Source organism: Bacteroides sp. AM54-2NS, assembly GCF_003602935.1.
Classification (GTDB): Bacteria; Bacteroidota; Bacteroidia; order Bacteroidales; family Bacteroidaceae; genus Bacteroides; species Bacteroides xylanisolvens.
This window is the reverse complement of record NZ_QTMZ01000008.1, coordinates 120,246-137,155: the sequence shown is the minus strand read 5'-3', so window position 1 is coordinate 137,155 and position 16,910 is coordinate 120,246. Positions and strand designations below refer to the sequence as shown.

6 protein-coding genes and 3 pseudogenes are annotated in these 16,910 nt (G+C 44.1%); 5 read left to right on the top strand and 4 right to left on the bottom strand.

Annotated features, from left to right (window positions below):
* Positions 1–84 precede the first annotated feature (84 nt).
* A complete protein-coding gene (locus DXA05_RS07730; protein WP_128859009.1) occupies positions 85–1,425 on the bottom strand; it encodes a glutamate synthase subunit beta in 1,341 nt (446 codons plus the stop codon).
* A gap of 121 nt (positions 1,426–1,546) precedes the next feature.
* Complete coding sequence (gltB, locus tag DXA05_RS07725) at positions 1,547–6,151, bottom strand: glutamate synthase large subunit (RefSeq protein WP_128859008.1); 4,605 nt, start codon at positions 6,149–6,151, stop codon at positions 1,547–1,549.
* 362 nt (positions 6,152–6,513) lie between these two features.
* Here gltB and glmS point away from each other — a divergent pair.
* The 5 genes and pseudogenes from glmS (at position 6,514) to DXA05_RS07700 (ending at position 16,083) form a co-directional block, all read left to right on the top strand.
* Positions 6,514–8,357, top strand: a pseudogene (gene glmS, locus DXA05_RS07720) (glutamine--fructose-6-phosphate transaminase (isomerizing)).
* A gap of 132 nt (positions 8,358–8,489) precedes the next feature.
* A pseudogene (locus tag DXA05_RS07715) lies at positions 8,490–10,371 on the top strand (amidophosphoribosyltransferase).
* Positions 10,372–10,398: 27 nt separating this feature from the next.
* Positions 10,399–11,532, top strand: a complete 1,134-nt coding sequence (gene carA / locus DXA05_RS07710) for a glutamine-hydrolyzing carbamoyl-phosphate synthase small subunit (protein ID WP_128859007.1) — start codon at positions 10,399–10,401, stop codon at positions 11,530–11,532.
* Between the two features lie 73 nt (positions 11,533–11,605).
* Positions 11,606–14,832 (top strand): annotated as a pseudogene (carB, locus tag DXA05_RS07705) (carbamoyl-phosphate synthase (glutamine-hydrolyzing) large subunit).
* A 204-nt stretch (positions 14,833–15,036) separates the two neighbouring features.
* Positions 15,037–16,083 (top strand): mannose-1-phosphate guanylyltransferase, encoded by a 1,047-nt coding sequence (locus DXA05_RS07700; RefSeq protein ID WP_032839530.1) that lies wholly within the window; start codon positions 15,037–15,039, stop codon positions 16,081–16,083.
* Between the two features lie 94 nt (positions 16,084–16,177).
* Here DXA05_RS07700 and DXA05_RS07695 read toward each other — a convergent pair whose 3' ends face one another.
* A complete protein-coding gene (locus DXA05_RS07695) occupies positions 16,178–16,468 on the bottom strand; it encodes a helix-turn-helix transcriptional regulator (RefSeq protein WP_049702581.1) in 291 nt (96 codons plus the stop codon).
* Positions 16,465–16,818 (bottom strand): type II toxin-antitoxin system RelE/ParE family toxin, encoded by a 354-nt coding sequence (locus DXA05_RS07690; RefSeq protein WP_007752298.1) that lies wholly within the window; start codon positions 16,816–16,818, stop codon positions 16,465–16,467. Before DXA05_RS07690 ends, DXA05_RS07695 begins: the two co-directional genes overlap by 4 nt.
* Positions 16,819–16,910: the final 92 nt, after the last annotated feature.

Sequence of the window (16,910 nt, the reverse complement as noted above, 5' to 3'; positions counted from 1 at the left end):
CCATATCTGTTATCCTTTAGTTCCACAGATATGGAACGAACCGGTAATAGCAATCGAGCTTCTTGTTGTACACTGTTGCAAAACTTATTGTATTAGATAAGCATCTATTTCCGCAGCAGCCTTTCGTCCTCCCGCCATGGCACGTACCACCAGGCTGGCGCCAGTCTCGGCATCACCGGCTAGGAATACATTCTTTGCAAATTTCGGTTGCTCCGGTTTCAGGAATCCCATCGCCAATAATACCATATCAGCTTCGATGACTTCCTTCTTCCCTGTTGGTTTCATCGTGGGACGTCCGCCATCTGCTGCCGGAATCCATTCCACTTCTTCCACTTCTACACCTGTCACTTTTCCATTCTTTCCGAGGAACTGATTGGAAGCCAGGCACCAGCGGCGTGTACAACCTTCTTCATGGCTGGAAGTCGTTTTGAAGACTGCCGGCCATTGTGGCCAAGGAGTAGCCGGATTGTAGCCGACAGGAGGTTTCGGCATGATTTCGATTTGAGTGACACTGACGGCTCCCTGTCTCACACTGGTTCCGATGCAGTCGGAACCGGTATCTCCGCCACCTATCACAAGTACTTTTTTGCCTTTGGCATTCACCAATTTGTCTTTCGGGAAAGTCTGTCCTGCCAGAATCCTGTTCTGCTGTGCCAGCATTTCAAGTGCGAAATGGATGCCTTTCAGTTCACGTCCCGGAATACTCAAATCACGTGCAGTCGGCGTTCCGGTACAGATGCAGTAAGCGTCGAATCCTTCCGGCAAATGATTGATGTCTATTTCTACTCCCATTTCAAACTGTATTCCTTCTGCAGCCAATATCTTCATCCGTCGGTCAATTACATTCTTATCCAGTTTGAAATTAGGAATACCGAACCGTAATAACCCTCCGGGCGCTTCATCCTTATCGAATAAAGTAACGCTATATCCTTTTAAATTCAGCTGATTAGCCACTACCAATCCGGCAGGACCCGCACCAATCACCGCCACTTTCTTTCCGTTTCTTCTCGGTGTTTTTACCTGTATATATCCTTCACGAAAAGCCGCTTCCACGATAGCTGCTTCATTCTCGCGAATAGTCACCGGCTGATCGCAGGAAAGTTTCAACACACACGATTTCTCGCAAAGGGCAGGACAAATACGTCCTGTAAATTCCGGAAAATCGCAAGTAGACGACAATACTTCGTATGCCTCCTTCCATTTTCCCCTGTATAATGCATCCTGCCATTCCGGTTGTTTATTTCCTATCGGGCATGCCCAATGACAGAAAGGTACGCCGCAATCCATACAGCGTGACGCCTGCAATTTACGGCTGTTTGTATTCAAAGTCTGTTCTACCTGACTATAGTCAGCGATTCGCTCGTTTACAGGGCGGTATCCCGCCTCTTGTCGAGGTATATTTAGAAATGCTTTAGGATCTCCCATCTTGTTATTTACTATTTGACGATTTACTATTTACTATTTTTAGACTATCTTGTCATTTGCTATTTGACTATTTACAGACTATACATTCAAATAGTAAATTGTAAATAGTCAATTTGTAAATCTAATAGTCTCTTTGCATGTCTGCAATTTTTTGTTGTAATTTTCTCATCTGTTCCTCCTGCAATACTTTTTTGTATTCGATGGGTACTACTTGGATGAACTGTTCTGCATAATGATTCCAGTTGTCAAGCATGGTACGGGCTAGTTTTGAGCCTGTGTACAGATAATGTTGGCGGATTAGTTCGTGTAGCTCCTTCCGGTAGCTGGCTTCTTCGATGAGTGACAGTTCCACCATTTCCATGTTGCAGAAATAATCGAAGTTGCCATCCTTGTTCCATACATAAGCCACACCGCCACTCATACCGGCTGCAAAGTTACGTCCGGTTTGTCCGAGGACTACCACACGACCTCCTGTCATGTATTCGCAACAATGGTCGCCCACACCTTCCACTACGGCAACTGCACCGGAGTTACGAACTGCGAAACGTTCTCCTACACGACCGTTGATATATACTTCACCGCTTGTTGCTCCATAAAGCAAGGTATTACCAGCAATTGTATTCTTTTCGGCTTCGAAGTTGCTGCGGATAGGGGGCAATACGGAGATGCGTCCGCCGCTCAATCCTTTACCCAGATAATCGTTCGCTTCACCTTCCAGTTTAAAATTAACTCCCGGTACGAGAAAAGCCCCGAAAGACTGACCTGCCGAGCCTTTGAACTTCACATTCAGCGTATGTTCCGGCAATCCTTTGGCACCGTATTTCTTGGCAATCACTCCGGAGAGCATGGCACCTATTGCACGGTCTGTATTGGCAATCGTATATTCTAAAGAAATCTCTTTCTCATGTTCAATAGCTTCCTGTGCCGCATCAATGAGGGTTACATCCTTTACAGTAGAAACACCATGATCCTGATCGATGACATGGCGAATAGCCGCGTTGTTATCAATGCGTGCCAGCAATTTGGTGAAGTCGATTAACGCATGTTTCGGATTCGGGTCGTTGGCAACGGATTTGCGTTCGATCAAGTCTGTGCGCCCGATAATATCATCCATTCTGGTGAATCCCATTTCGGCCAAATGCTCGCGGACCTCCTGTGCCAGGAATGTGAAGAAATTTACCAAATATTCACTACGCCCATGAAAGCGTTTACGTAATTCCTCATTCTGTGTGGCAACTCCCACCGGACAAGTATTCTGATGGCATTTGCGCATCATTACACACCCTAATACAATCAATGCCGAGGTGGCGAAGCCATATTCTTCGGCACCCATTAGCGCCATTAAGATGATGTCACGTCCGGTTTTCAGTTGTCCGTCGGCTTGCAGAACTACTTGCCCACGAAGTCCGTTCAAAACCAATGTTTGTTGTGTCTCGCTCAATCCCAATTCCGGTGAGATGCCCGCATAACGGATAGAAGAAGCCGGAGAAGCACCTGTTCCCCCTTCAGCACCGGAGATGACAATCAGGTCCGCCTTTGCTTTTGCCACCCCGGCGGCAATCGTACCGACACCGCTTTCTGCTACTAGTTTCACACTGATTTTGGCCTGTGGATTTACATTTTTCAGATCGAAGATTAATTGTGCCAAATCCTCAATCGAATAAATATCATGATGAGGTGGGGGAGAAATCAGTGAAATTCCCGGAATGGAATGGCGTGTTTTTGCAATCACATCATTCACTTTAAATCCCGGAAGTTGTCCGCCTTCACCCGGCTTTGCCCCCTGTGCTATCTTAATCTGAATCTCGTCCGCATTAACCAGATATTCTGCCGTTACACCGAAACGTCCGGAAGCTACCTGCTTGATTGCACTTCGTAAGGAACTGCCATCAGGCAGCGGTTGGAAACGGGCAGCGTCCTCGCCACCTTCACCGGTATTGCTGCGTCCGTGAATTTTATTCATGGCAATAGCCATTGCCTCATGAGCCTCTTTGCTGATAGAACCAAAAGACATGGCCCCCGTGACGAAACGATGCAGAATGTTTTCCACCGGTTCTACCTGATCGATCGAAATCGGGTTACGACGGAATCCCAGAAAGTCACGAAGGAAAATAGGCTTTTCTTTTTCGTCTACCAAATGAGTATATTCTTTAAACTTCTTATAACTCCCCATCCGTGTAGCCAATTGCAGCGTACTGATTGTTTCCGGATTCCATGCATGCTCTTCTCCGTCTTTACGGAAAGCATACAAACCGGTAAGAAGTTGAGAATGGAGAGTTGAGAGTTGAGGGTTGCCATGCGGAGCCTCACTCTCCACTCTCAACTCTCCACTCTCAACTTCTCCCACTCCTTCCTTGTGGAAAGCAATGGCATCTCTGGCTATTTCTTCCAAGCGAATACCTCCGATGGGCGAACCGAGTCCACCAAAATAGGCCTTACTCAATTCTTCGCTCAAACCGACAGCTTCGAAGATCTTTGCACCACGATAAGAGCGGATGGTAGAGATCCCCATTTTACTCATGATTTTAAACAAGCCTTTGCAGATGGATTTGATATAATTCTTTTCAGCAGTGGCATAATCCAACTGAATATCCCTGTCTTTAACCAAGCGGTCGAGAACGGCGAATGCCATGTAAGGATTCAGGGCACTTGCTCCGAAACCCAGTAATAACGCAGCGTGCATCACCTCACGTATTTCACCGCTTTCTACAATCAATGCTGTTTGTACACGTTTACCAACTGAAATCAGGTGGTGATGAACGGCGCTTACCGCCAGCAATGAAGGAATAGCGGCATGGGTAATATCCACGTCACGGTCGGTCAGGACAATGTAGTTTACGCCTTCCGTCACAGATTCTTCCGCCATTTTACAGAGGCTGTTCAGTGCCTCCTGCAATCCGGCTTTCCCTTTCGCTGCTTCAAATAACATGGGCAGTTTGACTGTTTTGAAACCTTTATAGCGGATATTACAAAGAATATCCAGTTGTGTGTTGCTCAAAATCGGATGATTGAGGCGGACCATTTTGCAATGACTCTCACTGGGTGTCAGGATATTCATGCCGACTGCCCCGATGTATTCTGTCAATGACATTACCAGTTCTTCGCGGAGCGGGTCGATGGGAGGATTGGTCACTTGTGCAAATTGCTGCCGGAAATAGTTGTAAAGCAATTGCGGCTTATCCGAAAGTACAGCTAACGGAGTATCATTACCCATTGAATGGATCGGTTCTGCTCCGGTGCTTGCCATCGGCATAATCAGTTTTTCGATATCCTCTTTGGAGTAGCCGAAAGTGCGAAGCATACAGTCGTAGTTTTCTACATGATGAGGTACTTTGCGTCCGCTCTTCAGTTCATCCAGTTCGATTCGGTTTGTAGACAACCAGGTGCGGTAAGGTTTGGCTTCAGCCAACTGTTTTTTCAGTTCGCCATCATAATAAATTTCACCTTTTTCTGTATCTACCAGCAAAATCTTACCGGGCTGTAAGCGGCCTTTTTCTTTGATGTCTCCCGGTTCGAAATCCATCACACCGACTTCCGAAGCCACTACCATCATATCGTTTTTAGTAATCAGATAACGGGCAGGGCGCAGACCGTTGCGGTCGAGCATACCTCCGGCAAATCGTCCGTCACTGAAGAGAAGTGCAGCCGGTCCGTCCCACGGTTCCATCAGGATAGAGTGATATTCGTAGAATGATTTCAGATCCTCGCTGATGGGATTCTTTTCGTTGAAAGATTCCGGCACGAGCATAGCCATAGCGTGTGGCAGGCTCAACCCCGACATCACCAGGAACTCCAGTACATTGTCCAGGGAAGCACTGTCGCTCATGCCCGGTTGTATAATCGGGCGAAGTTCTTTTATGTCACCCAAGGTAGGAGTGGAGAGTACGCTTTCGCGGGCTTCCATCCATCCGCGGTTACCACGGATCGTGTTGATTTCACCGTTGTGTGCCAGAAGGCGGAATGGTTGTGCCAATCCCCATGTAGGGAATGTGTTGGTACTGAAACGGGAGTGCACCAGTGCCAGTCCGCTGGTAAAATAGCTATTCGTCAGGTCCGGATAGTAGTTGCGCAGTTGCAACGACGAAAGCATACCTTTATATATAATGTTTTTTGTAGAAAGCGAAACAACATAAAAATCGTCCTTTGTCGGAATGGATGACAGTCTGACCTTATTCTCGATTCTTTTCCGGATCAGATATAACTTCCGGTCGGCCGTTTCCGTTTCTGTAAATCCGGTGATAAACACCTGCTTGATGTCAGGTTCGTTTGCCAAAGCAGATTCTCCTAGAATTTCAGGGCAGGTGGGCACATTGCGCAGATGCATCAATGTGAGTCCTTCTTTTTCAATTTCTTCAATAATGATACTTAAAATGGCTGCCTGGTCTTTCTCATTTTTCGGCAAAAATAGCAATCCTGTGCCGTACCGTCCTTTTTCGGGTACAGGAATACCTTGCAATAAAATAAACTCATGCGGAATTTGCAGCATGATACCTGCACCGTCGCCAGTTTTGTTATCCGCACCTTCGGCGCCGCGGTGGCGCATGTTCTCTAATACCTTTAAAGCCGACTCAACAATGTCGTGTGACTTTTCTCCATGAATGTTTACCAGCATACCAACACCGCAGGCATCGTGTTCGTATGCCGCATTGTACAAGCCCATCTGTTTGGGCTGTCGTTGGTAAGGGGATCCTTCTGTTACGTTGTTAAAAAGTTCTTGTTTCTTCATTCTTACTAGCTTTATTGTATGATAATACCTAATTGAAGTGTCAATTTGTTCGGCAAAGTTAGTGATTTAATTTCAAAATGATAGTAAAATATAAGTTTTCTGTAACGCGAAATTAAAAGAAGAGCCTGTCTTCTTCTAATTTGTAATTAAAAGAAGGAGATTTACTTTTAATTTGTTAGCTCTTTTGGGTGAATGGTGAGCTAATTGTAATTTGTTTCTTTTTGAGCTAAAAATAATATATTATTTAACTTTTTGATGTGTTTACAACTTTTTTATGCGTTTCTGTCAAATAAATATGCTTTTTGTTGTCTTTATGTTATTTGTAATGTGTATATTTGCAGTCGAAATAAAAATATCATAATATGTGTGGAATAGTAGGCTATATTGGTAAACGAAAAGCCTACCCTATCCTTATAAAAGGGCTGAAGCGACTGGAGTATCGTGGATATGATAGCGCGGGGGTAGCAATCATCAGTGATGACCGACAGTTAAATGTGTATAAGACGAAAGGAAAAGTCTCCGATCTTGAAAATTTCGTCACACAAAAAGATATTTCCGGTACAATCGGAATTGCCCATACTCGTTGGGCTACTCACGGGGAACCTTGTTCCGCTAACGCCCACCCTCATTACTCTTCTTCCGAAAAGCTCGCTCTCATTCATAACGGTATTATCGAAAACTACGCCGTTCTCAAAGAAAAACTTCAAGCCAAAGGCTATATTTTTAAAAGTAGTACAGATACCGAAGTCCTTGTTCAATTAATAGAATACATGAAAGTCACTAATCAAGTCAGTTTGCTGACAGCCGTTCAATTGGCGTTGGGAGAAGTGATTGGTGCCTATGCGATTGCGATTCTTGATAAAGAGCATCCCAATGAGATTATTGCTGCCCGTAAGAGTAGCCCGCTGGTAGTGGGGATTGGAGCGGACGAGTTCTTCCTTGCTTCGGATGCCACTCCGATTGTAGAATATACAGATAAGGTGGTTTATCTGGAAGACGGAGAAATTGCTGTTCTCCATCTGGGAAAAGAATTGAAGGTGGTCAACTTGAGTAATGTTGAAATGACACCTGAAATTAAAAAGGTGGAGCTTAATCTCGGCCAGCTGGAAAAAGGGGGATATCCGCATTTTATGTTGAAAGAGATCTTCGAACAGCCCGATTGTATTCATGATTGTATGCGCGGACGTATCAATGTGGAAGCAGACAATGTGGTACTTTCCGCTGTGATCGATCATCGGGAAAAGCTGCTGAACGCCAAGCGGTTTATTATCGTTGCCTGCGGAACTTCCTGGCATGCCGGACTGATTGGAAAACACCTGATTGAAAGTTTCTGCCGCATACCGGTGGAAGTGGAGTATGCTTCCGAATTCCGTTACCGTGATCCGGTGATTGACGAGCAGGATGTAGTGATAGCAATCTCCCAAAGCGGTGAGACTGCGGATACTTTGGCTGCTGTGGAATTGGCAAAAAGCCGCGGAGCATTTATATATGGTATTTGCAATGCTATCGGGTCTTCTATTCCCCGTGCCACTCACACCGGTTCGTATATCCACGTAGGTCCGGAAATCGGAGTCGCTTCCACCAAAGCGTTTACCGGACAAGTCACTGTGTTGGCAATGCTGGCATTGACGCTTGCCAAAGCGAAAGGAACAATTGACGAACGGCATTATCTTTCAATAGTACAGGAATTAAATCATATTCCGGAGAAGATGAAAGAAGTGCTGAAACTGAATGATACCCTGGCGGAGTTATCGAAAACTTTCACGTATGCGCATAACTTTATTTACCTGGGACGCGGATATAGTTATCCTGTTGCCTTGGAAGGTGCATTGAAATTGAAAGAAATATCGTATATTCACGCCGAAGGTTATCCGGCTGCCGAGATGAAGCACGGACCGATTGCTTGATTGACGCGGAAATGCCGGTAGTGGTGATTGCTACGCAGAATGGACTGTACGAAAAAGTGCTAAGTAATATTCAGGAGATCAAGGCGAGGAAGGGAAAAGTGATTGCGTTCGTTACGAAGGGAGATACGGTTATCAGCAAGATTGCCGATTGTAGTATCGAACTTCCTGAAACAATAGAGTGTCTCGATCCGTTAATTACTACGGTACCTCTCCAACTTCTTGCTTATCACATTGCGGTATGTAAGGGGATGGATGTAGACCAGCCGAGAAATCTGGCGAAGTCGGTAACGGTGGAGTAATGTGATTTACAATTAGACAATTTACTATTTACTATTTACGATTGAAGAATCAATGATAGATAGTAAGTTGTTTGATTGGCAGGTGGTAATTTAAATCGTAAATAGTAAATCGTCAAATCGTAAATAGTATAGATGGAACAATTGAAACATGAATGTGGCGTTGCATGATACGCTTGCTTAAACCGTTGGAGTATTACGAGAAAAAGTACGGAACATGGATGTACGGTCTTAATAAGCTCTACCTGTTAATGGAGAAACAACATAACCGTGGACAGGAAGGTGCGGGACTGGCATGTGTGAAACTGGAAGCAAATCCGGGTGAAGAATATATGTTTCGTGAACGTGCTTTAGGCTCCGGAGCTATTACGGAGATCTTTGAAAATGTTCAAAACAATTTTAAGGAGCTCACTCCCGAACAGTTGCATGATGCTGCGTATGCCAAACGAGTCCTGCCTTTTGCCGGGGAAGTATATATGGGGCATCTTCGTTATTCCACTACGGGAAAATCCGGAATCTCATACGTGCATCCATTTTTAAGAAGAAATAACTGGCGTGCCAAGAATCTCGCTCTTTGCGGAAACTTCAATATGACGAATGTGGACGAAATATTTGCCCGTATCACTGCCATTGGCCAGCATCCGCGTAAATATGCCGATACATATATCATGTTGGAACAGGTGGGACACCGTCTTGACCGTGAAGTGGAGCGTGTATTCAATCTTGCCGAAGCCGAAGGGCTTACGGGCATGGGCATCACGCATTATATAGAAGAATATATTGATTTGGCAAACGTACTGCGTACTTCCAGTCGCGAATGGGATGGGGGGTATGTTATTTGTGGATTGACCGGAAGCGGTGAATCTTTCGCTATCCGTGACCCGTGGGGCATCCGGCCTGCATTTTGGTATCAGGATGACGAGATTGCTGTTCTTGCTTCCGAACGTCCGGTTATCCAGACAGCTTTGAATGTTCCGTTTGAGGAAATCAAGGAACTGCAACCGGGGCAGGCATTGTTGATTAGCAAAGAAGGTAAGATACGTACTTCGCAAATCAATAAGCCGCGCGAAAATCAGGCTTGTTCCTTCGAACGTATCTATTTTTCCCGTGGCAGTGACGTCGATATTTATAAAGAAAGGAAACGGCTGGGCGAAAAGTTGGTTCCGAGAATATTGAAAGCAATCAATAATGATATCGATCATACGGTCTTCTCTTTTATTCCCAACACTGCGGAGGTTGCTTTCTATGGAATGTTGCAGGGACTGGATGATTACTTGAATGAGGAGAAAGTGCAGCAGATCGCTGCATTGGGGCATAACCCGAATATGGAGGAATTGGAAGTTATTCTTTCCCGTCGTATTCGCAGCGAAAAGGTGGCAATCAAGGATATTAAGCTCCGTACGTTCATCGCCGAAGGAAACAGTCGTAATGATTTGGCTGCCCATGTGTATGATATTACATACGGAAGTCTTGTACCCGGTGTTGATAATCTGGTGATTATCGACGACAGCATTGTGCGCGGTACTACGCTGAAACAAAGTATTATCGGTATTCTCGACCGTCTCGGTCCGAAGAAGATTGTCATTGTATCTTCTTCTCCGCAGGTGCGTTATCCTGACTATTACGGTATTGATATGGCAAAGATGAGCGAGTTTATCGCCTTCAGGGCTGCTGTCGAACTTTTAAAGGAACGGGATATGAAAGATGTGATTGCGGCCGCCTATCGTAAATCGAAAGAGCAGGTAGGACTGCCGAAAGAGCAGATGGTAAACTATGTGAAAGATATTTATGCTCCGTTCACTGATGAGGAAATCTCTGCCAAAATGGTAGAACTGCTGACACCCAAGGGAACCAAGGCGAAAGTGGAAATCGTCTATCAACGTTGGAGGGATTGCACGAGGCTTGTCCGCATCATAAAGGCGACTGGTATTTTAGCGGTAACTACCCTACACCGGGTGGTGTGAAAATGGTGAACCGGGCGTTCATCGACTATATAGAACAAATGTATCAATTCTAACAACCATACAACGATTCAATAATAAGAATGAGAAATGTGACATTAATCCTTGACGACGGGAGCCGGTTTTCCGGTAAGTCGTTTGGCTACGAGAAGCCGGTGGCGGGCGAAGTAGTGTTTAATACTGCCATGACCGGATATCCGGAGAGCCTCACTGACCCTTCATACGCCGGACAGTTGATGACGCTTACCTATCCTTTGGTAGGTAACTACGGTGTTCCTCCTTTTACTATCGAGCCGAATGGACTTGCCACTTTCATGGAAAGTGAGAAGATCCACGCGGAAGCGATTATCGTAAGTGACTATTCTTATGAATACAGCCATTGGAACGCTGTGGAGAGCCTCGGTGACTGGTTGAAACGCGAAAAGGTTCTTGGTATCACGGGCATTGATACGCGCGAGCTGACTAAAGTGCTTCGTGAACATGGAGTAATGATGGGGAAAATAGTATTTGAAAATGAAGAATTAAGAATGAAGAATGAAGAATTTCCGTCTTATAGCGATATAAACTATGTAGACCAGGTTTCCTGTAAAGAAATTTTTCATTATTTCCCTAGTGGAACAAGCAGCCACAGCGCAGCTAATTCTTCATTCTTCATTCCTCATTCTTCATTAAAAAAAGTTGTTTTGGTAGATTGCGGTGTGAAGACTAATATCATTCGTTGTCTGCTGAAACGTAATGTAGAGGTGATCCGTGTACCTTGGGATTATGATTATAACGGACTCGAATTTGACGGACTGTTTATTTCTAACGGACCGGGGGATCCGGATACCTGTGATGCTGCGGTGCAGAATATCCGCAAGGCGATGGCAAACGAGAAACTGCCTATTTTCGGAATCTGCATGGGTAACCAACTGCTATCGAAAGCGGGAGGAGCCAAGATTTATAAATTGAAATACGGTCACCGTAGCCACAACCAACCGGTGCGTATGGTAGGTACGGAACGTTGCTTCATCACTTCGCAAAACCACGGTTATGCCGTAGACAATAATACGTTGAGTGCAGATTGGGAACCGTTATTTATTAATATGAATGATGGCTCTAACGAAGGAATCAAGCATAAAAGAAACCCTTGGTTTTCTGCACAATTCCATCCGGAAGCAGCGAGTGGACCTACGGATACGGAATTCCTGTTCGACGAATTTGTAAAACTATTATAACCCATATTCATCACGGATTATAAAAAATCTGTGTTAATCTGTGTAATCTGTGGTGAACCAGAAAGTAGAATCAATGAAAGAAAATATAAAGAAAGTATTGCTGTTGGGTTCCGGTGCCCTGAAGATCGGTGAGGCCGGTGAGTTTGACTATTCCGGTTCGCAGGCACTCAAAGCCTTGAAGGAAGAAGGCATTGAAACGATTCTTATCAATCCTAATATTGCTACGGTACAGACGTCCGAAGGAGTGGCGGATCAAATCTACTTCCTCCCGGTGACTCCGTATTTCGTAGAGAAAGTGATTCAGAAAGAAAAACCGGAAGGCATTATGCTGGCGTTCGGTGGTCAGACAGCCTTGAACTGTGGAGTGGCATTGTATAAGGAAGGTATTCTTGAAAAATATAATGTAAAAGTTCTTGGTACTCCGGTACAAGCCATTATGGATACCGAGGATCGTGAACTTTTCGTTCAGAAATTGAATGAAATCAATGTAAAGACCATTAAGAGTGAAGCCGTAGAAAATGCGGAAGATGCTCGTCGCGCAGCAAAAGAACTGGGGTATCCCGTAATTGTTCGTGCTGCTTACGCTTTGGGTGGCTTGGGCTCCGGTTTCTGTGATAACGAAGAGCAACTGGATATTCTTGTAGAAAAAGCGTTCTCTTTCTCTCCGCAGGTATTAGTGGAAAAATCTCTTCGTGGTTGGAAAGAAGTGGAATATGAAGTGGTACGTGACCGTTTCGACAACTGTATCACCGTTTGTAATATGGAAAACTTCGACCCGCTGGGTATTCATACCGGTGAATCTATCGTTATTGCTCCGTCACAAACGCTTACGAACAAAGAATATCATAAACTTCGGGAACTGGCAATACGTATCATCCGCCACATCGGTATTGTGGGCGAATGTAATGTACAATATGCCTTCGACCCCGAATCCGAAGATTATCGGGTGATTGAAGTAAATGCCCGTCTTTCCCGTTCATCGGCTTTGGCATCTAAGGCAACGGGTTATCCGCTGGCTTTCGTTGCGGCCAAATTGGGACTGGGTTACGGACTCTTCGACCTGAAGAACTCTGTAACAAAGACTACTTCTGCTTTCTTCGAACCGGCACTGGATTATGTTGTATGTAAGATTCCACGTTGGGATTTGGGTAAATTCCACGGTGTAGATAAAGAATTGGGATCTTCTATGAAATCTGTCGGTGAGGTGATGGCTATCGGTCGCACTTTTGAAGAAGCTATCCAGAAAGGGCTCCGCATGATCGGACAGGGAATGCACGGATTTGTAGAAAACAAGGAGCTAGTTATTTCCGACATCGACAAGGCTTTGCGCGAACCGACTGATAAACGTATTTTTGTTATCTCGAGGCTTTTCGTGCCGGCTACACCATCGATCAGGTACACGAACTGACTAAGATTGATAAATGGTTCCTTCAGAAATTGATGAATATCATGCAGACTTCCGAAGAACTGCATAGCTGGGGAAATAATCACAAACAAATAGCCGATCTGCCAAACGAACTGCTTCGTAAAGCCAAGGTTCAAGGTTTCTCTGATTTCCAGGTTGCCCGTGCCATCGGCTACGAAGGTGATATGGAGGATGGTATTCTTTATGTCCGCAAACATCGTAAAGAGGCGGGTATTCTTCCGGTAGTGAAGCAGATCGATACTTTGGCAGCCGAATATCCGGCACAAACCAATTATCTGTATCTTACTTATAGCGGTGTGGCAAATGATGTTCATTACTTGGGCGACCATAAATCCATTGTCGTATTAGGGTCTGGTGCTTATCGTATCGGTTCTTCCGTAGAATTTGACTGGTGCGGTGTGCAGGCTTTAAATACTATTCGTAAAGAAGGATGGCGCAGCGTGATGATTAACTATAATCCTGAAACCGTATCTACGGACTATGATATGTGCGATCGCTTGTACTTCGACGAATTGACTTTCGAACGCGTGATGGATATTCTGGAGCTTGAGAATCCGCATGGAGTAATTGTATCTACCGGTGGTCAGATTCCAAATAATCTTGCTTTGCGTCTGGATGCACAGAATATCAATATCCTTGGCACAAGTGCCAAGAGCATTGACAATGCTGAAGACCGTGAGAAATTCTCTGCCATGCTCGACCGTATCGGTGTGGATCAGCCCCGTTGGCGTGAATTAACATCTATGGATGATATTCAGGAGTTTGTTGAAGAAGTAGGTTTTCCTGTACTTGTCCGTCCGTCATACGTGCTTTCGGGAGCTGCAATGAATGTTTGTTCCAATCAGGAAGAACTGGAACGTTTCCTGAAACTGGCAGCCAATGTCTCGAAAAAACATCCGGTAGTAGTAAGTCAGTTTATTGAACATGCCAAGGAAGTAGAAATGGATGCCGTGGCGCAGAATGGCGAAATTGTGGCATACGCTATTAGTGAGCATATCGAATTTGCGGGAGTACACTCCGGTGACGCGACTATTCAGTTCCCGCCACAGAAGCTATATGTAGAAACTGTTCGTCGTATTAAGCGTATCAGCCGTGAGATTGCCAAGGCTTTGAATATCTCCGGTCCGTTTAATATTCAGTATTTGGCAAAAGACAATGATATCAAGGTGATTGAATGTAACTTGCGTGCCAGTCGTTCTTTCCCATTTGTCAGCAAGGTACTGAAGATTAACTTTATTGAACTGGCAACCAAAGTTATGCTTGGCCTGCCTGTCGAAAAACCGGAAAAGAATCTTTTCGAACTGGACTATGTGGGAATCAAGGCTTCCCAATTCTCCTTCAACCGTTTGCAGAAAGCCGATCCGGTGTTGGGAGTAGATATGGCTTCCACCGGTGAAGTAGGTTGTATTGGTATGGATACTTCTTGTGCCGTATTGAAAGCAATGCTTTCTGTAGGTTATCGTATTCCGAAGAAGAATATCTTGCTTTCTACGGGTACGATGAAGCAAAAAGCGGATATGATGGATGCAGCCCGTATGTTGGTGAATAAGGGATATAAACTCTTTGCGACGGGCGGTACACATAAAGCGCTTGCCGAGAGCGGTATTGAGAGTACTCATGTTTATTGGCCGAGTGAAGAGGGACATCCGCAGGCGTTGGAGATGCTTCATAGTAAGGAAATAGATATGGTAGTCAATATACCAAAGAACTTGACTGCCGGAGAATTAAGTAATGGGTATAAAATCCGTCGTGCCGCCATCGATTTAAATATTCCGTTGATTACGAACGCTCGTCTGGCTAGTGCATTTATCAATGCTTTCTGTACAATGAGTGTGGATGATATAGCTATCAAGAGCTGGGCAGAATATAAATAAGATGATTATATTCTATTGAAATGAAAAGACAAAGGTCGTTCTTATTATTCGAGAGCGGCCTTTGTCTATTATTGTAGAAATACAATTTTTCGATTATTCAGTTGGAAAATTAAATACTCTTGGTCTTTATTTGCTGTTTTGGACATTTTAATGTAACTTGCGCGCTTATTTAAATAATATTTTTTTTACAGGAGGATGATAGGTATGGATAATCATGTTGTAATAATGGCTGGTGGCATAGGGAGCCGTTTCTGGCCGATGAGCACTCCGGAATGTCCTAAACAATTTATTGATGTAATGGGATGTGGCCGGTCACTGATTCAATTGACGGCAGACCGTTTTGATGGTGTTTGCCCCAGGGAAAATATGTGGGTGGTAACTTCTGAAAAATACATTGATATTGTTCGGGAGCAGTTGCCGGAAATCCCGGAAAGTAATATTTTAGCGGAACCTTGTGCACGAAATACTGCACCTTGTATCGCGTTTGCTTGCTGGAAAATCAAAAAGAAGCATCCCCGTGCTAATATTGTAGTAACTCCTTCGGATGCATTAGTCATCGATACGGGCGAGTTCCGTAGAGTGATGGAGAAAGCACTTCGTTTTACGGATGATAGCAGTGCTATTGTCACAATAGGTATTCGGCCGACTCGTCCGGAGACAGGCTACGGATATATTGCTGCTGCCAACCAGCTTCAAACAGATAAAGAAATTTATACAGTAGACGCATTCAAGGAAAAACCCGATAAAGAGACAGCTGAAAAGTATTTGGCGGAAGGTAATTACTTCTGGAATGCGGGAATCTTTGTGTGGAACGTGCGTACTATCACTTCCGTGATGCGTGTATATGCTCCGGGTATCGCACAGATTTTTGACCGTATTTTCCCGGATTTCTATACGGAAAAAGAAAATGAAACAATCAAAAAGTTATTCCCGACTTGCGAAAGTATTTCTATCGACTATGCGGTGATGGAAAAAGCAGAAGCGATTTACGTGTTACCGGCTTCTTTCGGCTGGTCGGATTTAGGCACATGGGGAGCACTTCGCGGTCTTTTGCCACAGGATAAATCGGGAAATGCTACTGTAGGAACCGATATACGTTTGTATGACAGTAAGAATTGTATTGTGCATGCCAGCGAAGAAAAACGAGTTGTCGTTCAAGGACTGGATGGATATATCATCGCGGAGAAAGATAATACATTACTGATTTGTAAATTGGAAGAGGAACAACGGATTAAAGAGTTCTCGAAATAAAGATTATTTCGTTTGCTGATATTCGTGTGGTGTCATTCCTGTCATTCGTTTGATATTCAATTGAAAGCCGGAGTTAAGCACTCCGGCATTATTTTTATAATTGCACTTCGATATTTAATTTTCCACCAAGTCCACGTTCTACAATATCAAATAATGTTTTGAGAGTAATATTTTCTCCATCGTTTTCAACTTTTGATATGAATGTACGTTTCTTGTCAATGCGACTTGCAAGCTCTGCTTGTGTCATCTCTAATTTTTCTCTGGCACTTCGTATCTTAAAGCCAATGCGCAAAGCCTCAAGTTCTCGCTCAAGCCTGTCTCGTTCCGGTGCTCCAACTTCACCGTAATACTCATTTTTAATTTGGTCTAATGTCTTTGTATTCATTCTAAAATCTCCTTTTCTTTTTCTTTATAATAGTCGGTCATAAGCCGTTCTGCTCTTTTTATTTCTTCTGGTGGTGTTTTTTGTGTCTTTTTCTGAAAGCCACTTAACAAAACAACCAATTTATTACCGTCAAAGAAACAAAAAATGCGGAAGATATTATTGCCTAGTTGCACGCGAACCTCAAATAGTCCATTAGTACCTTCTATGTATTTTAGATATGTCGTTGGGATTCGGTCTATCTGCTCGATAATATCTAGCACTTTGATGATTTTATCGCGAACCTTCTGTGGTTGTTTCTTGAAAAAATCATCAAAATATTCTTTATATGTTATGACTTCTCTTACTTTCACTTTACAAAGGTAACTTATAAATTACATAAAAGCAATTTTAGACTACTTTTTCTTTAATTTTTCTCATCATTTTATCCATTATCTCTTCAGAA